Origin of the sequence: Halomonas sp. PR-M31 (genome assembly GCF_001039575.1) — a bacterium.
Classification (GTDB): domain Bacteria; phylum Pseudomonadota; class Gammaproteobacteria; order Pseudomonadales; family Halomonadaceae; genus Modicisalibacter.
The window spans coordinates 22,601-43,330 of sequence record NZ_JIBT01000050.1; the positions used below are offsets into that span (position 1 = coordinate 22,601).

Sequence of the window (20,730 nt, forward strand, 5' to 3'; positions counted from 1 at the left end):
ACCGGAGCGATGGATTTCCTGGCATCTAGGCTCCGAACATGCCCTTGAACATGAAAAAGAACAGGATGGACAATAGCGCGCCGGCGGGTAGCGTAATCAACCAGGACAAGACGATCGTGCCCAACACCCTGAGATTGAGTGCCGCCATGCCTCGCGCTAAGCCTACCCCGAGCACCGCTCCTACCAGGGTATGCGTGGTGGAAACCGGTAAGCCAGTGCCCGAGGCCAGTACCACCGTGGTCGCCGCGGCCAACGTCGCAGCGAAGCCACGGCTGGGGGTCAGTTCAGTGATGCCGGTACCCACGGTTGCAATCACGCGGTGCCCGTAGGTCACAAGACCGACGACAATGCCAGCCCCCCCAGTACCAGCACCCACCAAGGTAGAACCGCCGCCCCGTCGATTTCGCCATGGGTGCGTACCACGCTGATCACCGCCGCCAAGGGGCCGACCGCATTGGCAACATCGTTGGACCCATGAGCAAAGGCCATGGCACAGGCGGTGAACATCATCAAGATACCGAAGATCCGCTCGACGCCGGAAAACTGGAAATCACCGTTTTTGGTGCTCTTGCTGCGACTGATACGATTCTCCAGGGCTATGCCCAGCAGCATGATGATCAGGCCGATACCGACGGCGATCAGCAGGCTTTCAGCAAAGCTCAAATCAAGCCCCACGTGAGAAAGCCCCTTGACCAGAGTCACCATGGATACGATGAATCCGACCAGGAAAATATAAGCTGGCACATAGCGCTTGGCGGCGGCGAACGGATCTCTGCTTTCGAAGATCAACAGCTGCACCGACTTGAACAGCACGAACGCAAAGGTGCCTGCAAGCACCGGCGATATCACCCAGCTGGTGGCGATCTGTCCAACCTTGCTCCATCCGACCGCATCGACTCCCAGTCCGGCCACGGCAAAGCCAACGATGGCGCCCACAATGGAATGGGTCGTCGATACCGGCCAACCACGGGCCGAAGCAATCAGTAGCCATAACCCCGCCGCCAACAATGAGGCCAACATGCCGTAAACCAGCAGATGTGGATCATCCACGAGAAGTTCAGGGTTGATGATGCCTTTTCGAATGGTTTCGGTGACCTGACCACCCGCGAGCCAGGCGCCAAGAAACTCGAAGATTACCGCAATCAGGATGGCTTGCTTGATGGTGATGGCCTTGGAACCGACGGAGGTTCCCATTGCGTTGGCGACGTCGTTGGCACCAACGCCCCAGGCCATGAAGAAACCGAAGATACAGGCAAGAATGATGAATACGTCACCGTAATGCTCAATGATAAACATGGGCAGCCGTTTTTTTAGGGGTGGCGTTCGTTAGCAAATCCAGGATCCGAAACGGAGCGCAGGATTCAGCGGGCTGTCAGTATTTGCAGTCGACTGCCGACACGTTCGGCACGATCCGCGAGATCTCCAATCCAGTCGATGATCTTGTAGAGGAACATGACGTCTACTGGTGGCAGATCATCCTCGAGATCGAAAAGCTGTCGCCGAATGGCAATTTCCTGGGCGTCCGCCTGATGCTCGAGATCGTGCAAGTCCCGGATTAGATTCTCCATGAGTTGCGCTACGTTGCGACCGAAACCGGACTCGAGCAACGACTCGAGCTCTTTCAGCGCCTTGCGCGCCTGATCCACCGCTGCAATAGCGATCTCGAGATAGTTGCGCATCGGTGTTGCCAGGGGCTCGGGAATTTCCATGGAGCGTCCCATCATGATGCCGGTAATATCTCGAGCCCGGTTGGCGATCTTGTCCTGCACACTGATCAGCTCAAGCAGATCCGAGCGCGATACCGGTAGAAACAGGGTGTTGGGCAGATTGAGACGCAGCTGAGTCTTGAGCTCATCGGCTTCATTCTCGAGCTCGGTCACCTTCTCGCGATACTCGGCAGCTTTTTCCCAATCACCTGCCAGGGCGGCGTCGAAGAAAGGTAATAGCTGATCGGCGCACTCACTGGTCTTGACGATATGAGCCAATAGCGGCTGAAAGGGCGAGCGCCCGAACAACGCTGAAAACGGATTGGACGTCATCATATAAGACTGTCGTGGGTTGGGAATGGCGTCGATAGTATAGTGATTGCGTCGAGTAACGTCATGAAGTTTCATTCAACAGTGACAACGAGATGGTGCAATGGCAGAAGAAGTCGAACTCAAATTGGCACTTAGCGACAGCGCAGCGGCTTTTTTGTTGCGCCATGAACTGCTCGAGACACCCCCTTGCAGGGAGTGGCTATCCAACACCTATTACGACACGCCTGAAGGGGCACTTGAATCCGCTCGTGCCGCGTTGCGCGTTCGCCGCACCCCTCAAGGCAATCTTCAAACGCTAAAGACCGTTGGCAGCGGTTCCGGGGGGCTTTTTGTTCGCGGGGAATGGGAGTGGGCAATCGAAGGCGACGATCTGGATCTCGTTGGCCTGGCCGACCTGCCGCCCATACAAGCCATGGGTAATGCTGTTCTCAAGACGCTGGAGCCACGCTTTGTCACGGATTTCGAACGCTGTCGCTGGCTGCTCGAGTTAGAGAGCGCCAGCATCGAGGTTGCATTCGATCAGGGGAGTATTCGTGCTGACGAACGACGGGTTGAAATCAACGAGCTGGAGCTCGAACTCAAACGCGGAGACCCCTCTTCACTATGGCGACTGGCTCAGAAATTCGCCGAACAAGTACCATTGCGACCGTCCATCATAAGCAAGGCCGAACGCGGCGCAGCGCTGTACCAGGGTCATTGGACATGCAAGCCCCCCGGCGCGAGCCTTTCCGCTCGGCTCGATCATGCTTCGCGTCTACTCGATCTCTTTCGCGACACTCGCGAGCGACGCTTTTTGGAACAGGCAGTCGATCTTTACTGGGGCCTGGCCAATGACGATGCGCTGAGCGCCGCGACCCGACACCATGCCCAGGCGCTGGGGGGCATGCTCACACATTCTGACTGGCTGACCACTGCCTTTGGCCAGCATAGCCTGAGCCTGCAACAGACAATCTGAATATCAAGGAGCCCGATTTTGCCATCTCCGTTACGCCCTGACGGCATGGATCTGCGTACCTGGCTGTTCCAACAGATTTTCGAGTCGGACACGCGGCTCGCTAAATGTTTCGATATTGCGTTGATGAGCCTGATTTTGATCAGCGTCATCGTGGTCATGCTGGACAGCGTGTCTGCTCTGCATGCGCGCTATGGGACGCTGTTTTATGGGATGGAATGGGCGTTCACGCTTATCTTCACTCTCGAGCTAGTGCTAAGGCTCTACTGCCTGGATCGTCCGCTGCGCTATCTGAAAAGCTTTTATGGCGTCATTGATCTGCTCTCGATTTTGCCTACCTGGCTGAGCCTGCTCATCCCCGGCGCTCAGTCGCTGCTGGTGGTCAGAATATTGCGGGTGCTGCGCGTCTTTCGTGTCTTGCGGCTCATGGAGTTTCTGGGCGAAGGCAAGATATTGGTGCAGTCGCTACGGCGAAGTTTTCGCAAGATTCTGATGTTTCTGTCCACGGTATTGATGCTGGTGATCATCTTCGGCTCGATGATCTATCTGATCGAGCCACCGGAGGCGGGATTTACCAGTATTCCTCGCGCCATTTACTGGGCCATCGTGACCCTGACCACCGTGGGCTACGGCGACATCACGCCGCTGACGCCGTTAGGACAATTTTTATCCTCTGTGGTCATGATCATGGGCTACGCCATCCTCGCTGTACCGACCGGGGTGTTTTCTGCCGAGATGATGCGCTCGATCCGGGAGCAGCGCTATTCCGACGAGGCCTGCCCGGGCTGCGGGCTTGAAGAACACGAACGAGGCGCCCGCTATTGCAAGCGTTGTGGCGCCTGGCTCGATGAAGAGAGTGAAGATCCGCGCAAGAAGAACGAGCAGACGCCGGCGACACCTACGGATTGAATGCCAAGATGCCGTCCGGCGAAGCGGCGTGTAAAAAACTCAAAGGGTGATCAACGAAAAGGCGCGGTATCGCCACGGCCTTCTCGCAGGATGACCGGCGGAATCTCGCGCAGATCGATCACGCTGGTAGGCTCAAACGAGCAGGCGCCGCCATCGATGATCAATTCGAGATGGGCGCCAAAACGCTCGCGGATCTCTTCCGCGTCGGTCATGGGCAGCTCTTCGCCTACCGGAATCAGCGTCACGCTCATGAGCGCTCCACCCAAGGCCTCGAGCAGGGCGTGGGTGATGCGGTGATCCGGTACCCGTACGCCAATGGAGCGACGCTTGGGATGCAGCAACAAACGCGGCACTTCGCTGGTGGCATCGAGGATGAAGGTGTAAGCGCCCGGCGTGTTGTTCTTGAGCAGTCGAAAGGCGTCGTTATCGACCTTGGCATAGGTGCCAATCTCGGAAAGATCGGAACACACGAGGGTGAAGTTATGCTTGTCGTCCAGGGAGCGCAGCCATTTGATCTTCTCGATGGCCTTCTTCTCCCCCAAATGACAGCCCAGGGCATAGCCGGAGTCCGTGGGGTAGGCAATCACCCCGCCCTGACGAATGATAGAGACGGCCTGATCGATCAGGCGTTTTTGCGGGTTCTCGGGATGAATCTGGAAAAACTGGGTCATGACCGCTCCTTGTAAGATAAACGAGGGTTTCCTTTAGGGAATCGCTGAATAAATAGCCGAGCGAAATGATGCGGACGTCGCTACGTCGCAAGGCGCACGGAACACAAAAGGCGAGACATAACTTAGGGTCAGGCGATCTTCGACCGGGCTGGCGCCCCAGTACCGCGCAACGCAGCGATTCGTTCGAGTAGGCATTTATACGGTGATTCCTTAGCACTTATTGACCAGCTTATCGGGTTATACAAATTCAGCCAGCAAAGTCGTGCATTAGTGGATGGCGCCATACCGGTAATACATCGCAGCGGGGCACCGAGCTCATGCTACCTGGTGCCAGATGGCCCCCGGGAAAATGAAAATCGCTGCCCAGGGAGCCATAGAGACCATGTTCGCCAAGCTGGCGTGCTAAGTCCCGAGTGACGTCTGCATTCTGAAAACCGCTGACCAGCTCTGCCGCCTCGCCCCCCGCCTCGGCAAAGGCATCGAGCAGCAGACCGCGTTTACGGCGCGTCAGGCCGTAGCGCAAGGGATGAGCCAGCACCGCAATCCCGTTGCTTTGACGAGTCCAGTCGATCACATCGCTTAGATAAGGCCAATGCGCCTTGACGTCGCCCCGCTTGCCGGCGCCCAGGTGTTTTCTGAAGGCCGTGGCCATGTCCGGCACCACTCCCGCCTCCACCAGCGCTCTGGCGAAATCCGGCCGCCCCAGGGGGCGCTCGCTGCCTGCCTGCTCCCGGGCACGGGCCAGTGCATTCTCAAGCCCTAGCGCCTCGAGACGCCGAGCGATCTCCTTGCTGCGAGCGACCCGGGCCTCAGCCTGGGATGTTAGCGCCTCGTTCATTTTCACGCTGGGGCCTGTCGGCAGCAATGCCACTACATGAATTGTCACCCCCCGCCATTGGGCAGAAAGCTCCGCGGCAGGCAATAGTCGTATGCCGACCCGGTCTGCCGCCGCGCTTGCCTCATCGATGCCCGCCAGGGTGTCATGATCCGTCAGCGCCATGTGAGTGACGCCCCGGGAATGGCAAAGGGCCACCAGCGCACCGGGAGTGAGGGCACCGTCCGACGCGGTGGAGTGCATGTGAAGGTCGAGACCGGAAATCGCATCAAAGGTATCGGGAAGGGAAATCATGGGCATGACGCCATTCGGCGTCTTTGTCAGAATAGGTTCGTCATGGTGCGCGTCCCGGCAATTCGGGTCAATGGCGCCTCTTTATCACGGGATTTTGCAATGAAGCTACTGCTGGACTTTCTTCCCATCGCGATCTTCTTCGCGGTTTATCATCTGAGCGGCGATATCGTGCTGGCAACCCTGGTGCTGATTCCCGCGACCCTCGCCCAGATGGCATTCATCTGGTGGCGTTATAAAAAGCTCGAGAAGATGCACCTGATCACCCTCGGGCTCTTGATTCTGCTGGGGGGCGCGACGGTTGCCTTCCGCGACGCCGCCTTCATTCAGTGGAAGCCTACCGTGGTCAACGCCTTGTTCGCTCTGGCCTTTCTTATTTCGCCTCTGTTTGGCGGCAAGACCCTGGCCCAACGCATGATGGGTAAGGCTATCCAGCTACCTGACAGGATCTGGACCCGTTTGAATCTGGCCTGGGCAAGCTTTTTCCTGGCCATGGCAGTGCTCAACGTCTACGTTTTCAAGACGTTCAGCGAAGCTACCTGGGTTAATTTCAAGCTCTTTGGCATGCTGGGTCTGACCCTTTTATTCGTACTGGCTCAAGGGATCTACCTGAGTCGTCACATGTTGGCTCAGCCCAAGCCATGATCCCCACGTCGAATCCATTTCCTGTCGAGCGCCATCGCGGCGACTCGTCTTGACGCTCAACCCATACAAGGATGCTTGCCATGCTCTACGCCATCATTAGTGAAGATGTAAACGACAGCCTGGAAAAACGCCAAGGCGCTCGTTCGGATCATCTGGCACGCCTGGAAACGTTGCGCAACGAGGGTCGCCTGGTGATCGCGGGCCCTCATCCCGCCGTCGACAGCGAGGATCCGGGGAGTGCGGGCTTCAGCGGTAGCCTGATAATTGCCGAATTCGATGATTTGGACGCCGCCAGGCCTGGGCGGGGGCAGATCCTTACGTGGACGCCGGCGTCTATGCCAAGGTGACGGTAAAACCCTTCAAGAAGGTACTGCCCTGAAGCACCGCCCAGTAACGACGCCCTGAAACGTCACAATCTCGCTATACCTTGAGTTGATGCAAGGCATTCATATGAACATGTGTGCATCATATCAACTCATGCACAGGCAAGTGATGAGGTTTCAATGAAACTGCTGAATGGAAAAAAGGGCTTGATTCTGGGCGTTGCCAACGACAAGTCCATTGCCGCCGGCTGTGCCCGAGCCTTTTTCGAAGCAGGGGCAGAGCTGGCAATCACCTACCTGAACGACAGCGCCAAGCCCTTCGTGCAACCGGTGGCGGATTCAGTCAATGCCACCCTCTTCGAAGCGTTGGACGTGGAAGATGATCATGCATTCGACGCGCTGTTCGAACGCATCCGTCAGGAGTGGGGACAGCTCGACTTCGTGCTGCACTCCATTGCCTATTGTCCCGCCGAGGATTTGCATGGACGCGTCATGGATTGCTCCCGGGCGGGTTTTGCCCAGGCCATGGATATCTCCGTACACTCATTTTTGCGCATGGCTCGCCACGCCGAACCTCTCATGAAGCAAGGTGGCTGTCTGCTCACTGTGAGCTACTACGGCGCCGACAAGGTCATCGATCACTACAACATCATGGGTCCGGTCAAGGCAGCGCTTGAAGCGACTACCCGGTATATGGCGGCAGAGCTTGGCACTTCCGGGATACGAGTCAACGCCCTGTCACCCGGACCGATAGAAACCCGCGCTGCGTCCGGTATCGCCCATTTCGACACCCTGATCGATGAAGCGCGAGAACAAGCCCCGTTGAGACGACTGGTAACCATCGAAGAGGTTGGCGATATGGCCGCCTTTCTGGTTTCCAATCGGGCCCGCTCGATTACCGGTAACGTCGTCTTCATCGACGGTGGTCATAATGTCATGGCGTGATGGACGAATTGCCGCCTTGACTGCGTCAGGAGTTAGCCATGCCGGCGCCGCTTTTCCAGCGTTGGTCTTGACGTCGTTTGCCCAGCTACAGGTTCATCACATCAGGAGATCCACTTCATGAGCGATGCTCTGCTTGTCATCAATACCGGTTCATCGTCAATCAAACTGGCCGTCTATGCGCTGAACGATCATGAGGATCCACTCTGGCGAGGAGAAATCGACGGTATCGGCCGGGCACCGAGATATAGATCACGCGCCGGTGGGAAAACCATCGAAGAAATAGCCGTACCCTCCGATGTTGTGCACAAACACAGACCGCTGATCAAGTGGATGCTCACACGTTTTCAGCAAGAAGCACCGACCCTTAATGTGATCGCGGCAGGCCACCGGGTGGTTCACGGCGGTCGTAATTTTGATACGCCGGTGCGAGTGAACTCGAAAGTGCTGGAAGAACTACACGCCCTCAGTAATCTGGCACCCAGCCATCAGCCGCACAACCTGGCGGGCATTCAAGCCGTCACCGACGTCTGGCCCGACATACCCCAGGTGGCCTGCTTCGATACTGCCTTTCACCGCACTCAGCCGCGTATTGCCCAGCTCTTCGCCCTGCCCCATCGACTGGCGGAGGAAGGAGTGCTGCGCTATGGCTTTCACGGCCTTTCCTACGAATACATTGCCAGTGTGCTGCCGGAATACCTTAATGAGCGCGCTGAAGGCCGCATCATCGTGGCTCATCTGGGCCACGGCGCGAGCCTTTGCGCCATGCGCAACCGCAAGAGCATCGCGACCAGCATGGGCTTTACCGCGCTGGACGGCCTGGTGATGGGCAAGCGCTGCGGCGATATCGATCCCGGCGTGGTGCTTTACCTGCTGCGGGATCGCGACATGAGCCTGCCCCAGGTTGCCACCTTGCTCAGCCAGGAGTCGGGGCTTCTTGGCATCTCCGGTATCAGTGACGACATGCGCGACCTGGTGGACAACGACGAAGCACGGGCAAAGGAAGCGGTTGAGCTGTTCGTCTATCGGGCCCTTTCTCAGATGGGAGCGCTCATTGCACAGCTAAAAGGGTTGGATGGGCTGGTTTTCACTGCCGGAATCGGACAGCACTCACCCCTGATTCGTGCACGGATCGTGGAAGGTCTTGCTTGGATGGGGGTAAAGATCGATGAGCAGGCCAATGCCCAAAGCGCGTCCTGTATCAGCACACCGGACAGTGCGCTGTCGGTTCATGTCATTGCCACGGATGAAGAAGGGGTCATCGCTCGGGATACGGCGCGGTTGATCGAGTGCCTTTAATGTTGTTTTCGGTCTAACGTTCGATATGGCTTGGTTTGGGTTCTCTATTCGACTTTTGTATAATACTCCTCATCGTTTAACCTGCTAAGAAAGCGCCGTTCCAAACGGCGCCTTTCTACTCGCTAACCGACTGCGGTGCCGGCCTTCGTTCTCCATTCAGCATTGTTCGCCGCGCCATTTTGTGTCCTTTGTTCAAGGATCTTTCAATGACCGATGTCATGCTCGTTCTCAATGCCGGATCGTCTTCTGTCAAGGCTGCCGCTTACTCCTTCGACGCTCCCGCCACCCTGCTCTGGAAAGGCAGTATCGGCGGTATCGGTGGCGCGCCGCTCTATGAGGCTAGACTGGGTAGCGCCGCGGGCGAAACCGTCACCCTGGACGATGAGGACATGCCCCAGACCCATGGCCCCTTGATCCGCTGGATGTTGAAGCGTCTACGTCACGAGATGCCGTCGCTGAACATCGTCGCAGCAGGCCACCGGGTGGTGCACGGCGGGCGCTACTTCGATGCGCCGATTCTTATCGATGACAATGCGCTGGAAACCCTGCACAGCCTGAGTGAGCTGGCGCCGGGGCATCAGCCCCATAACCTGAGCGGTATTCATGCGATCAGAGACACCTGGCCCCAAATCCCCCAGGTCGCCTGCTTCGATACCGCCTTCCATCGCAGTCAGCCCAAGGTTGCTCAGACCTTCGCCCTGCCTCGGCGTTTTGCGGAGCAAGGCATAGTGCGCTATGGCTTTCACGGTCTCTCCTATGAATATATTGCCAGCGTCTTGCCACGCCATGCAGGGCCAAAGGCCAACGGACGCTTCATCGTTGCCCATCTTGGGCACGGAGCCAGCCTGTGCGCCATCGAGAAGGGCCATAGCGTCGCGACTACCATGGGCTTCACCGTGCTGGACGGCCTGATGATGGGCAAGCGTAGCGGCAGTATCGACCCTGGCCTCATCTTGCACCTGCTGCGCCATCAAGGCATGAACGCTCAGGAAGTCGAACTGATGCTGCGCCGTGAGTCCGGCTTGCTAGGGGTCTCGGGAATCAGTGACGATATGCGCGATCTGGTGGCAAGCGACGATCCTCATGCCCAGGAGGCCATCGATCTGTTCGTGCATAGCATCGTCTCCAATGCAGGCTCTCTCATCGCGCAGATGGGCGGTCTGGAAGGGCTTGTCTTCACTGCGGGCATCGGAGAGCATTCACCGCTGATCCGGGAGAAAGTCGTCAAGAAGCTTGCCTGGCTGGGCATGCGTCTTGATCCAGTGGCCAACGAGGCCGGTGCGGTGCGCATCAGCACCGATGATAGCGATCTGCCGGTTTTTGCCATTCCCACGGATGAAGAGGGCATCATCGCCGAACATACGCGTCTCTTGACATATCGCGTCAAGGCGGCCGCACTATAATCCCCTGTGAGTAACCTGGACGTTCCCCCCTGTGCATAAATCGGCAGTGCTTACTCACAGTTGCTGTGAGTAAGTCTGTTGAAAGCCAGCGGGCTTTTGGCGCAACGCTATAAGGGATGGGAGCTCGGCGATTCTGCTCAATTATTGACCACACTCGTTATCGGAGATGCCGTTCTGGACGATCGCTCTGACCCGCTTTCTGGACCCGCGGCCTTGCTGACCGGACTTGAAAGCGCCCGCCTGGACTGGTCCGGCGTCGGCGGTATGCCTGATGCGCCCTATTCCCTTGCCTTCGGCGATGTTTATTTCTCACGCCAGGACGGCCGGGCGGAAACCGAGCATGTGTTCATCCTAGGCAATCAGCTTCCTGAGCGCTTTGCCAGCTGGCAGGAGACCCGCCCCTTCGTGATTGGCGAAACCGGCTTCGGCACCGGATTGAACATGCTGTGCGCCTGGGCCTGTTTCGATACGTATGCACCGCCAGGCGCACGGCTGCATCTTGTTTCCACGGAAAAGCATCCGCTCGCCCAGGAGGATCTAAGGCGTGCGCTGGCCGCCTGGCCGGAGTTCGTCGAGCGAGCGCGTGCTTTGGTCAACCAATGGCCAGAGCCGGTGCGAGGGGTGCATCGTTTGATACTCTCTGAACGAGTTATTCTCGATTTGCATCTTGGCGACAGCGCCGAGTACTTGACCCACCTGGATGGACGCGTCGACGCCTGGTTTCTCGACGGCTTTGCACCGTCCAAGAATCCAGACATGTGGCAACCGGCGTTGTTCGAGGCCATGGCTACGCATAGCCACCCGAGCGCGACGCTAGCCACTTTTACCTGCGCGGGCATCGTCAAGCGCGGGCTCAAGACGGCTGGATTCGAGTGGACGAAAGCCCCGGGCTTTGGGCGCAAACGCGAAATGCTGCGCGGCCATATCGCCACCCCGCCACCGGATATTTCCCGTCAGCGGGCGCCCTGGTTTACCCCGCCATCTCATCAGCCAGCTCGGCACGTAGCGATCATCGGCGCAGGGCTTGCCGGCGCCAGCACCGCCGAAGCGCTGGCACGACGCGGTGTGCAAGTCACCTTGATCGATCGACAAGCGCCCGGCGCCGGGGCATCGGGCAATCGACAAGGAGCGCTCTACGTCAAACTGGCTGCGGAGACCAATCTACAGAGCCGCTTCTATCTGGCGGGGCTTCTTTATACCCGGCGACTGCTCAAGCGTCTGGATCCCGAGCGTCAGCTATGGGACGACTGTGGCGTGCTGCAACTGGCCATGAGCGACAAGGAAGCGCGGCGCCAGGCAACCTTCCTGCGTAATCATGCGCTACCCCAAAGTGTCGTCGAGGGCATCAGCGCGGAGCAAGCCAGTCAGCGGGCCGGTGTAAGCCTGACCTGGGGCGGGCTCGATTATCCTGCTGCCGGCTGGGTACGTCTGGCAAGCCTGTGTCAGCGTCTGGCCGAATGCCCGGGCATTGTCTTTCGTCAAGCCAGTATCGCAACGCTTGAACGCCATGACACTGGCTGGAGCCTTGAACTAGCGGATGGGAGTAGCCTGGCCGCAGATCAAATCGTCGTGGCCAATGCTTGGCAGGCGCCGGATTTCTCGCCCCTTGAATGGCTGCCGCTCAAGCCGATACGCGGCCAGGTGAGCGAACTGCACTTACCACCTGATGCCTCTATCGCGTCACTCAAGCGAGTTGTCTGTGCCGGCGGGTATGTCCTGCCAATGCTGAAGGGGGTGCAGTCTTTCGGTGCCACCTTCACTCCGGGAGACAAGGACAGGGAGCTGCGGGAGTCGGATCACGGCGCCAATGTGAGGGAGTTCGAACACATGCTGCCTGCTTATACCGAGGCGCTTCGCGCCGAAGGCGTCGAGTTTGATCCCGGCCGGCTCTCCGGTCGCGCCAGTCTGCGCGCTGCCAGCCCGGACAAATCGCCCTATGCGGGCCCGGTACCGGATGCCCCGGCCTGGCGCAAGGATTATGCCCCCTTGCAGAAGAATGCCCGGCGTGCCCCGGCCATTGCCGGCCAGCATCATCCTGGGCTGTGGATCAGCGCCGCTCACGGCTCCCGAGGGCTTGCCAGCGCGCCGCTATGCGCCGAGGTACTGGCATCGCGCATCTGCGACGAGCCCATGCCATTGGAGCAAGAGCTCGTCGATCATCTGCATCCGGGGCGGCGGTTGATCGCCGATATCATGCGCGGAGGTTAGAAAACATACGAAAGGGACATGCGTGTAGTGATACGCTGAACCAGCAGGACACTATCCAATTAGAAATAATCCCTGCTCTCCCCAACAAGGTAAGGACATCATCATGCGCTTACTTCCATTTCTCGCTGCAGGGATAACCCTTGCGTTCACTTCAACCGTTGGGGCACAGCAGATCGAGAGCGTCGAGGTCCGTGGCCCCATCCACATGCTGACCGGTGAAGGGGGCAATATCGGCGTACTGATCGGCGAGGACGGCACCTTCATGATCTATGACAAGTTCGCACCCTTGACCGATGCGATACTGGCAGAGATCGACTCGCTCGGCGGCAGTGCCCCCACCTTTCTGATCAATACCCATTTTCACGGCGACCACACCGGGGGCAACGAGAACCTGGGAAAAGCCGGCAGTACCATTGTCGCCCATGAGAAGGTACGCCAACGTCTTGCCCAAGGCAGTGAAATTGAAGCCTTCGACATGACCATGGCGCCCCAGAGCGGTGCCGCGCTGCCGGTCATCACCTTCAGCCGCGACATCAGCTTTCATCTCAACGGCGAGGACATCGACATCGAACACGTGCCCGATGCCCACACGGACAGCGACAGCATCGTGTATTTTCGCGATACCAACGTCATCCACACCGGCGATACGATGTTCAACGGCTTTTTCCCGTTCATCGATACGGCCCATGGCGGAACGCTAAAAGGCATGATTGCCGCGACGGATCGCGTGCTGGCACTGGCGGACGAGGATACGCGTATCATTCCAGGCCATGGTCCCTTGGCGAGCAATCAGGACGTGCAAACCTATCGGGATATGCTGTCCACGGCTCAGCAGCGACTTGGAAAACTCAAGTCACAAGGCCTGAGTGCCGACGAAGCCGTCGCCGAGCAGCCCTTGGCAGATCTGGAAGAGCAATGGGGTGACGGCACATTTACCGCAGATCGCTGGATCGAGATCATCTACGACGGCGTATGAAAAAACCCGCGACAATTAGGGTCGGAAGCTAGCAGCTCCTAGCCCTCTTCCTCATCATCCGCCAAATCCCGCCCAAACGCCCGCCATTGGGCCAGGGTCATGATCTCGGTGGTCTCGGTCTGCAAATCATGCACGACGAGCAGTTCGCTGCGCTCAAGCTGGCGCTTGAGTTCTGCCACCCATCCGGACATACCCTCACCGGTATCGGTGGTGTCATAGCCCTGTCGAGTGACGAAGGTCTCCAGCAGGGCGTCAAGGGTCTCCCCGGGCAGCATGCGATAGGGCACTTCCAAAAAACGGCTCATGCTGTTTCCTCATCACTGGGCTGTTCGTCTTTTCCGCTTTCTCCGTTTTCCCAGCCCGCAAGCTGGGCCAGAAAAGCCGCTTCATCCAGCACCTCAACGTTCAGCTCTTGTGCCCTGGTCAGCTTGCTGCCGGCCCCAGGACCGGCGACCACCCCGGCGGTCTTCTTCGACACACTGCCGGACACCTTGGCCCCCAGGGCCTGAAGTCGCGCCTTACCCTCATCCCGGGTCATGCTCTCCAGGCTACCGGTGAGCACCCAGGTTTGCCCTACCAAGGGCTGAGGCCGCGCGCTCACCTTTGCTTCTTCCCACTTGACGCCGGCCTCGATCAGTTGCGCCAGGGTTTCGCGATTATGAGGTTCTTCAAAAAAGGCATGTACATGAGCGGCCACTATGGGACCGATGTCCTCGACGGCTTCGAGATCAGCGAGTTCGGCCTGCATCAGCGCCTCCAGAGAGCCGAAATGCCGGGCCAGATTGCCCGCCGTGGCCTCGCCTACCTCACGAATACCCAGGGCATAGATAAACCGCGGCAGTGTAGTGGACTTCGATTTTTCCAGCGCGTCGATCAGATTCTGCGCGGACTTCTCCGCCAGACGTGGCAGTGTAGAAAGATCATCCGCCTTTAGATGAAATAGATCCGCTGGGGTCTTGACCCACTCCCGCTCGATGAGCTGATCGATGATCTTGGTGCCTAGACCGTCAATATCCAAGGCGCGACGACTGGCGAAATGCTTGAGAGCCTCCTTGCGCTGAGCGGCGCAAAAAAGCCCCGCCGGACATCGCACTACCGCCTCGCCTTCGATACGCTCGAGGGTCGAGTCACACACGGGACACTGGCTGGGAAACTCGATTGCCTGGGCGTTTTCTGGGCGTTCATCCTCTATTACGCGCATTACCTGAGGGATCACGTCCCCGGCCCGACGAATCACCACCCGATCGCCGATTCTTACTTCTAACCGCGCTATCTCATCCTGATTGTGAAGCGTAGCGTTGGAGACCAGGGCACCGGCAACGGTAACCGGATCGAGCCGTGCCACCGGGGTGATCGCCCCGGTACGTCCGACCTGGAATTCCACCGCCTTGAGCCAGGTGGTCTGCTCTTCCGCCGGGAACTTGTAGGCAATGGCCCAGCGGGGCGCTCGGGCAACGAAGCCCAACTCTCGCTGCAGACGCAGCTCATCCACCTTGATCACGGCGCCATCGATGTCGTAATCAAGCTTTGCGCGCTTCTTGCCCAGATGCTGACAATACTCGAGCAGGGCCGCGCTGCCCTGGACTCGATCAAGCTCCGGGTTGGTACGAAACCCGAGCTTGCGCAAACGCGCCATGAGCGCCGAGTGGGATGTCGGCGCTTCATCTTCATCGATACGGGCTACTTGGTAGGCACAGAATTCCAGGGGGCGTTTTGCGGTGATCTGAGGATCGAGCTGACGCAGACTGCCGGCGGCGGCATTGCGTGGGTTGGCAAATACCTTGCTGCCCTCGTCTCTGGCACGCTCGTTGAGTGCCTCGAAGCCGGAATGGCTCATATAAACCTCGCCGCGCACCTCGAGCAGCTGAGGAATCGAGTCGCCGCGCAGCTTGAGCGGAATCGAACGCAGGGTTCGCAGATTCGAGGTAATGCCTTCGCCGGTACGACCATCACCCCGGGTCGCGCCGCTTATCAGCGCGCCGTTTTCGTAAACCAAGGACACCGCCAAGCCATCGAGCTTGGGCTCACAGCAGAAGATTAGATCGTCGCTGTCTCGTTCAAGACGTTCGTTGACCCGTTTGACGAAAGCCATGATTTCTTCATCATCGAAGGCATTGTCCAGAGAAAGCATCGGTACCGCATGCTGAACCTCTGGAAATCCCTCCGCGAGGGCGGCACCCACTCGCTGAGTGGGTGAGTCTGGCGTAACCAGGTCGGGGTGCTGGGATTCGAGTTCCTGCAGACGACGCAGGCGTTGGTCATAATCGATATCGGTTAATACAGGATCGTCGAGTACGTAATAGCGATAGTTGGCATCGTCGAGTTCGGTACGCAGCTGCGCAATTTCTTTAAAAAACTCGGGCGCTACAGGGGATTTCTGGCTCATGCAGGTTTTGCCGGTCTCAGAGCGATAAAAGTGCATTGTACGGCGGGGCGTATAGCCTCGCAAAATGTATAACCTTCGCAAAACAAGACGGGGCCTTTCGGCCCCGTCGAAGTGACATTCAAAAAGTCAGACAAGAAAATCAGTTGGCCTGATAACGACTCAATCGATGCCGCCGTCCAAACTCCTGCACCCGTTGACGAGCGAATTCCACAGTTTGCGCGGTCATGACACTACGATTTTCGTCTTTGAGCTCACCGCCCAGATTGCGCACCAGCACCATGGCGGTTTCCACCATTGCTTCAAAGGCGGCGCTGGTATCCGTAGCCCCAGGCAGCGGCATCAGGAAGGTCACGCCGGGTGTGGCGAAGTCATCCATGTTTTCCAGATCGAAGATGCCTGGCTTGACCACATCCACCATGGCGAACTGCAATTCACTTTCCGCTTCTTCCGTTTCGTAGCGCAGGAAGATGCCCATTTCGCTATAGCGCAGGCCACAGGCGAGCATCAGTTTGAGCAGATTCGGCCCTGCAAATCCTTCATCGGTACGTGCCATCACACTGATGACGATGATCTCCTCCGCGTGAGCCAGGGTCTCCCGTGCCCGCTCGGCGCTAACGTGGTGACGACGCGCCTTCTCTACGACCGGGTGAGAAGCTGCGGGTTCCTCTTCTTGGGAGGAAAACGGGGCCGCTGTCTCGGGGGGTGCCTCAACCGCCTGAGTCGGTGCAAGCTCATCGGCGGCGGGCTCGCTCGTAGTGCCATGGTGGTCAGTATCTTGCGTGGATGGAGCCGAGTCCTGACGCTCCTTGGCAAAATGCTCAGGAGCCTCCGTCGAAAAATCCTCGGCGTTGCCTAGGGACGGTTCGCGATGAGACGACGAGGATTCGTCCTGACGCTGGAATGCGGACGACATTCTCTGCATCGACTGAGAAACACGCTGACCGCCACTACGCAGTGCAGCGGCCATGCCGCCACGACTGGCGCTATGCTGTTCAGCTTCTTCTCTGACAGGCGAAAACGTTTCGTACGCGCTAGAGTTCGATGTTGTCTGCGGCTGCCGCTGAGCGTCATCGTGATCCTTCGAAAGCGGATGCGCTGCATTTTCGACACTGGGCTCAAACCCGGCGCTGTTTCTACCAGCACTACTACTAATAGTAGGAGCAGAATCCGATACGTCCGTGCGCCCTGTCCTGGATGATGGCGTCGACTGTGGATAAGATTCGTTTTTTATCGAGGAGGTTTTGACAGACGCTGGCGATTCAGTAGCAGAGGGTGAATCCTGTTCTTGAGCCATGCGGGAAAAGACCTTCGATGGCCCTGGGTGTTCCTGACGCTGCAGTTTGGGCTTGGGCGCGACCGTCGGCTGAGCCGCGGGCTTGACCACTCGGGCGCCCCCATTGGGCAATTCCCAGTTGACTTCGGCTTCCCGTGCGGCAGCCTCGGGATCAGGATTGGCAACAGTTGCGCTGTCGGCGCTGCTATCACCTTGTTGTTCATCTCGCTGCGCGTGATCGAGCCGGGGGACTTTGCGTTGACGTTGCAAGCGACGTACACCATCGACAACGATGATGGTCACTAAAACCAACCCCAGGATGATCAACCACTCTCTTAATTCCATGGATCGTCTTGCCTGTTTGCTAAGGCGCCATGCCTATGACGTGTGTGTTCGATAGCATAACGCGATTGCCGAAAAAATGGGCTAGTTTTTTTAAATGTCAAGTTTTACTTTAGCCCGCTGCAATCGCCCTTCATTTGTCCCCAACCCCACCAATAAGAGCGTTGTTAACTCTTTTAGACTTTTTGTGCAAGTTTTCCATGCCTGAGCTTATGCTTCCGCGAGTGCAACCGCCGCCTCCACTCCCACGGACACAAGCCGCGAAACACCTGGCTCTTGCATGGTTACCCCCATCAATCGATCCGCCGCTTCCATGGCGATCTTGTTGTGGGTGATATAAATGAATTGTACAGAGTCTGACATGTCCTTCACCAGTGCCGCGTAACGTCCGACATTGGCATCGTCCAGTGGCGCATCCACCTCGTCGAGCATACAGAACGGGGCAGGATTGAGCTGAAATATTGCAAAAACCAGCGCCAGGGCAGTCAGTGCCTTTTCACCACCGGAAAGTAGATGAATGGTGCTGTTTTTCTTTCCGGGAGGACGCGCCATTATGGCAACACCGGTCTCTAGCAAATCCTCCCCGGTCAGCGTCAACCATGCACTACCACCTCCAAAGACCTTGGGGAAAAGATGCGAGAACCCTTGGTTGACTTGATCGAATGTCTGCTTGAAACGTGTCCGCGTTTCCTGGTCGATCTTGCGAATTGCCCGATCCAGCGTCTCGAGAGCTTCACTAAGTTCCGCATGCTGACTTTCCAGATAGTTTCGCCGCTCCGCCTGCTGATCATATTCCTCAATTGCTGCAAGATTGATGGCGCCCAGGCGCCGTAGCTTGTCGGCGGTATTTTCAAGACGCGTTTGCCAGGCAGACTCGGTGGCATTGAAATCAAGAGACGCCTCGAGCTCCTGGCCGTCGAGACCTAGCTCACCCAACGCTTCGTCCTGGCCGTCAGCCTTGAGTCTGAGCGCCTGAACCTGCATGCGGGCCTCTTCGAGCCGGTTGCGAATGCCCTCAAGGTTACGTTCGTGCTGCTGACGGGCAATTTCCGTTTCACGCAGGCGCTCGGCCAGCTGCTGTGCCTCGTCACGGCAGGCACTAAGCGCCTGCTCTTCTTTCGAACGCCGATGCAAGAGCTCGTCCAGCTGCTCCCGGCTTTCCTCTTCGGGCTCGCGCAGCACTTCTCGCTGCTCTTCGAGTTCGGCACACTTCTCTTCGAGACGAGCGCGTGTCTCGCTGCTGCGCAGTCGCTGCTGATCAAGGCCGCTGCGTTCCGTGGTCAGGCGCTGATACTCCAGCGCCAGTTGCTGTGCCCGCTCCTGCAAGGGGCGTTGGCGACTGCGCAGGCTGGTGAGGCTTTCCTGAGTGTCGCGGCGCGCCCGCTCGAGTCCTTCACGCCCTTGGCTACTCTGCTCCAAGGCCGTCATTGCCTGCTGCCAACGTTCCCGCGCCTGTTCCAGCTCCAAAGCGCAGGCTTCGTGGCGCTTGTCGATATCCTGAAGCTCGCCGTCGAGATCCCGGCGACGAGCATCTACCTGGGCCAGTTGCGAGGCAAGGTTGGCTTCCTGTAGCGCCAACTGCTGACGACGCTGCTGCTGTTCCCGCTCGCCGCCCCGGCACTGTTCGAGAGAGGCTTCAATATCGGCCTCCCGGGCCTGGGCATCCGCCAGCCGTTTCTCCTGCTCGTCAAGCCTGCTCACAACGGTCTCTAGAGCGGTTCTGACTTCGTCACGACGCCGCTGTTGGGTCATGATGCTATCGGCGTTGTCGCCAGAACCGTGCCGGCGAGCCCAGCCGTGTCCCAGCCAGAGGCCATCCGCCGTCATCACACTCTCGTTTGATGTCAGCGTCTCGAGACGCTGCCAGGCATCCGCATGATCCTTGGCACAGTAGATGCTGACCAGCAGTTGACCGGCGCGCCGGCACCCTCGACCCGGGCGGCAAGGCTATGATCCGGGGCAGGTTGAGATGACTCCGTGAGCAGTGCCAGCTCGCCGGTCCCGAGTGAATCCGCGAGTGGTTGACGCTGCAGCTCTGGCACCAGGCGCGCATTGAGCCAGGGGGCCAGCACCCAGGACACCACTTGCTCCCACTCAGGGTCGACGCGCATGCGTTCCGCTAGCCGCGGCGCCGATGCCAGGCCATATCGTTCCAGCAACGCATCGAGGGTCTGACCGCCATCGTTCAAACCCGCCGCCAGCAGCGCCTCTAAAGAGGCCAGCTCGCCCTGCAACTGGCTGCGCTGCTGCCGAGTCTCTTCCCGGGCGACTTCGATCCCGCCAAGCGTGTCGCGGGTCCGGGTGCGTTCGACCTGCAACGTCTCACGCTGGGTTTCCAGTTCCTCGAGCTGCAGATCAATCTCCGCAAGCTGCTCGCCAAGCTCTTCTCGATGCTCGCGCAGCTCACCTTGCTCCGGCAGCTCGTTACGCTGTTGCCGACGACGCTTAGCCTCCTCCGTCAGCGTTTGCAGCTGACGCTCCAGATGACGCACCCCATCCTGGGCGCGCTCGGCTTCGCGGCTCGTCTCGCGATCCTGTTCGCTGAAGGCTTCCCAGCGTTCCCGGGCCTGCTCAAACGCCTGCTCCGCTTCTTCCAGCGCCGCATCGAGTTCCGCCAGGGTATCCGCGGTTTCTTCCTGCTCGGGTTCAAGGGTTTCAAGACGCTCATCGAGGCTGGCAAGCCGGGTATCGTCTTCGCTTCCGAGATGATCGAGTTCGCTTAGCTCGCGCCGCGCGGTTTCTAATTCCCGAGCAAGGCGCTGCTCCTGGCTTCTGGCATGCTCCAGATGCTGCTCAAGACGTGCGATGGCGGCCCCGGTCTCGTAGAAGCGCGCCTGATGGGCGTCAAGCTGCTCGGCTAGCCGATCATGTTCTAGCCGCGATTCCTCGAGCTGGCGCTCGCACTGCCGGCTACCCAGGATTTCACGCTCGACCTGGGTTTCAAGCTCCCGCACACGGCTTTCCTGCTCACCTTGCTGGGCCCGCAACGCACGGCCACGCAGCACCGCAAGCTCGCCCTTGAGCCGGTGCTCTTCGTTTTTCAGGGTTTGATAACGGCGTGCCGCCTCCGCCTGACGTTTCAATCGCTCGAGCTGCTTGTCGAGCTCTTCGCGAATGTCATCGAGGCGTTCGAGATTTTCCTGGGTGCGGCGCATGCGGTTTTCGGTTTCGCGGCGGCGCTCCTTGTATTTGGAAATGCCTGCGGCCTCCTCCAGCGTCGAACGCAGTTCTTCCGG

At 58.6% G+C, this 20,730-nt stretch carries 15 protein-coding genes and 3 pseudogenes; 9 read left to right on the forward strand and 9 right to left on the reverse strand.

Features of this window, described 5'->3' with window-relative positions:
• Positions 1-25: 25 nt before the first annotated feature.
• Both CH74_RS13800 and CH74_RS13805 read right to left on the reverse strand, forming a co-directional pair.
• Positions 26-1,296: pseudogene (locus CH74_RS13800) on the reverse strand (inorganic phosphate transporter).
• A 65-nt stretch (positions 1,297-1,361) separates the two neighbouring features.
• Complete coding sequence (locus CH74_RS13805) at positions 1,362-2,042, reverse strand: TIGR00153 family protein (RefSeq protein ID WP_048308122.1); 681 nt, start codon at positions 2,040-2,042, stop codon at positions 1,362-1,364.
• Positions 2,043-2,139: 97 nt separating this feature from the next.
• On the opposite strand from CH74_RS13805, the gene CH74_RS13810 reads away from it, so the two are divergent.
• Positions 2,140-2,994, forward strand: coding sequence for a CYTH domain-containing protein (locus CH74_RS13810; protein ID WP_048308123.1), 855 nt, complete (start codon positions 2,140-2,142; stop codon positions 2,992-2,994).
• A gap of 45 nt (positions 2,995-3,039) precedes the next feature.
• Positions 3,040-3,900: an ion transporter gene (locus tag CH74_RS13815; protein ID WP_048308124.1), complete on the forward strand. Its 861-nt coding sequence runs from the start codon at positions 3,040-3,042 to the stop codon at positions 3,898-3,900.
• 50 nt (positions 3,901-3,950) lie between these two features.
• Here CH74_RS13815 and CH74_RS13820 read toward each other — a convergent pair whose 3' ends face one another.
• Both CH74_RS13820 and CH74_RS13825 read right to left on the reverse strand, forming a co-directional pair.
• On the reverse strand, positions 3,951-4,571 hold the full coding sequence (locus tag CH74_RS13820; RefSeq protein WP_048308125.1) for an L-threonylcarbamoyladenylate synthase: 621 nt from the start codon (positions 4,569-4,571) through the stop codon (positions 3,951-3,953).
• Between the two features lie 247 nt (positions 4,572-4,818).
• Entirely contained in the window at positions 4,819-5,706 is an 888-nt protein-coding gene (locus CH74_RS13825) for a PHP domain-containing protein (RefSeq protein ID WP_048308126.1), read from the reverse strand.
• Between the two features lie 93 nt (positions 5,707-5,799).
• Here CH74_RS13825 and CH74_RS13830 point away from each other — a divergent pair, with 93 nt between their 5' ends.
• The 7 genes and pseudogenes from CH74_RS13830 to CH74_RS13860 all read left to right on the forward strand — a co-directional run bounded on the left by CH74_RS13830 (position 5,800) and on the right by CH74_RS13860 (position 13,493).
• Positions 5,800-6,342 carry a septation protein A gene (locus tag CH74_RS13830; protein ID WP_048308127.1) on the forward strand — a complete coding sequence of 181 codons (543 nt, stop codon included), beginning with the start codon at positions 5,800-5,802 and terminating at the stop codon, positions 6,340-6,342.
• An 80-nt stretch (positions 6,343-6,422) separates the two neighbouring features.
• Positions 6,423-6,721: pseudogene (locus CH74_RS13835) on the forward strand (YciI family protein).
• A 124-nt stretch (positions 6,722-6,845) separates the two neighbouring features.
• On the forward strand, positions 6,846-7,610 hold the full coding sequence (fabI, locus tag CH74_RS13840) for an enoyl-ACP reductase FabI (RefSeq protein WP_216594775.1): 765 nt from the start codon (positions 6,846-6,848) through the stop codon (positions 7,608-7,610).
• Positions 7,611-7,727: 117 nt separating this feature from the next.
• The gene (locus CH74_RS13845; RefSeq protein WP_048308128.1) at positions 7,728-8,906 is read left to right on the forward strand and encodes an acetate/propionate family kinase; all 1,179 of its coding nucleotides are present in this window, start codon (positions 7,728-7,730) and stop codon (positions 8,904-8,906) included.
• Positions 8,907-9,112: 206 nt separating this feature from the next.
• The gene (locus CH74_RS13850) at positions 9,113-10,309 is read left to right on the forward strand and encodes an acetate/propionate family kinase (protein ID WP_048308129.1); all 1,197 of its coding nucleotides are present in this window, start codon (positions 9,113-9,115) and stop codon (positions 10,307-10,309) included.
• A 213-nt stretch (positions 10,310-10,522) separates the two neighbouring features.
• A complete protein-coding gene (gene mnmC / locus CH74_RS13855; RefSeq protein WP_048308134.1) occupies positions 10,523-12,517 on the forward strand; it encodes a bifunctional tRNA (5-methylaminomethyl-2-thiouridine)(34)-methyltransferase MnmD/FAD-dependent 5-carboxymethylaminomethyl-2-thiouridine(34) oxidoreductase MnmC in 1,995 nt (664 codons plus the stop codon).
• Positions 12,518-12,620: 103 nt separating this feature from the next.
• Positions 12,621-13,493 carry an MBL fold metallo-hydrolase gene (locus CH74_RS13860; RefSeq protein ID WP_048308130.1) on the forward strand — a complete coding sequence of 291 codons (873 nt, stop codon included), beginning with the start codon at positions 12,621-12,623 and terminating at the stop codon, positions 13,491-13,493.
• Positions 13,494-13,531: 38 nt separating this feature from the next.
• On the opposite strand, the gene CH74_RS13865 is transcribed toward CH74_RS13860, so the two are convergent.
• From CH74_RS13865 to CH74_RS19660, 5 genes and pseudogenes are all read right to left on the reverse strand, one after another.
• A complete protein-coding gene (locus CH74_RS13865; RefSeq protein ID WP_048308131.1) occupies positions 13,532-13,798 on the reverse strand; it encodes a YheU family protein in 267 nt (88 codons plus the stop codon).
• Positions 13,795-15,879, reverse strand: a complete 2,085-nt coding sequence (gene ligA / locus CH74_RS13870) for an NAD-dependent DNA ligase LigA (RefSeq protein WP_048308135.1) — start codon at positions 15,877-15,879, stop codon at positions 13,795-13,797. Before ligA ends, CH74_RS13865 begins: the two co-directional genes overlap by 4 nt.
• Before the next feature lie 139 nt (positions 15,880-16,018).
• The gene (gene zipA / locus CH74_RS18365) at positions 16,019-17,497 is read right to left on the reverse strand and encodes a cell division protein ZipA (RefSeq protein ID WP_048308132.1); all 1,479 of its coding nucleotides are present in this window, start codon (positions 17,495-17,497) and stop codon (positions 16,019-16,021) included.
• A gap of 207 nt (positions 17,498-17,704) precedes the next feature.
• A complete protein-coding gene (locus tag CH74_RS19655; protein ID WP_053070778.1) occupies positions 17,705-19,321 on the reverse strand; it encodes a hypothetical protein in 1,617 nt (538 codons plus the stop codon).
• A 17-nt stretch (positions 19,322-19,338) separates the two neighbouring features.
• A pseudogene (locus CH74_RS19660) lies at positions 19,339-20,730 on the reverse strand (chromosome segregation protein SMC); the annotation flags it as partial.

Bases quoted from the DNA above. Each gene is read 5' to 3' on its own strand.
- CH74_RS13805 (WP_048308122.1), bottom strand. From the start codon at position 2,042: ATGATGACGTCCAATCCGTTTTCAGCGTTGTTCGGGCGCTCGCCCTTT.
- CH74_RS13810 (WP_048308123.1), top strand. From the start codon at position 2,140: ATGGCAGAAGAAGTCGAACTCAAATTGGCACTTAGCGACAGCGCAGCG.
- CH74_RS13815 (WP_048308124.1), top strand. From the start codon at position 3,040: ATGGATCTGCGTACCTGGCTGTTCCAACAGATTTTCGAGTCGGACACG.
- CH74_RS13820 (WP_048308125.1), bottom strand. From the start codon at position 4,571: ATGACCCAGTTTTTCCAGATTCATCCCGAGAACCCGCAAAAACGCCTG.
- CH74_RS13825 (WP_048308126.1), bottom strand. From the start codon at position 5,706: ATGCCCATGATTTCCCTTCCCGATACCTTTGATGCGATTTCCGGTCTC.
- CH74_RS13830 (WP_048308127.1), top strand. From the start codon at position 5,800: ATGAAGCTACTGCTGGACTTTCTTCCCATCGCGATCTTCTTCGCGGTT.
- fabI (WP_216594775.1), top strand. From the start codon at position 6,846: ATGAAACTGCTGAATGGAAAAAAGGGCTTGATTCTGGGCGTTGCCAAC.
- CH74_RS13845 (WP_048308128.1), top strand. From the start codon at position 7,728: ATGAGCGATGCTCTGCTTGTCATCAATACCGGTTCATCGTCAATCAAA.
- CH74_RS13850 (WP_048308129.1), top strand. From the start codon at position 9,113: ATGACCGATGTCATGCTCGTTCTCAATGCCGGATCGTCTTCTGTCAAG.
- CH74_RS13860 (WP_048308130.1), top strand. From the start codon at position 12,621: ATGCGCTTACTTCCATTTCTCGCTGCAGGGATAACCCTTGCGTTCACT.
- CH74_RS13865 (WP_048308131.1), bottom strand. From the start codon at position 13,798: ATGAGCCGTTTTTTGGAAGTGCCCTATCGCATGCTGCCCGGGGAGACC.
- ligA (WP_048308135.1), bottom strand. From the start codon at position 15,879: ATGAGCCAGAAATCCCCTGTAGCGCCCGAGTTTTTTAAAGAAATTGCG.
- zipA (WP_048308132.1), bottom strand. From the start codon at position 17,497: ATGGAATTAAGAGAGTGGTTGATCATCCTGGGGTTGGTTTTAGTGACC.
- CH74_RS19655 (WP_053070778.1), bottom strand. From the start codon at position 19,321: ATGACGGCGGATGGCCTCTGGCTGGGACACGGCTGGGCTCGCCGGCAC.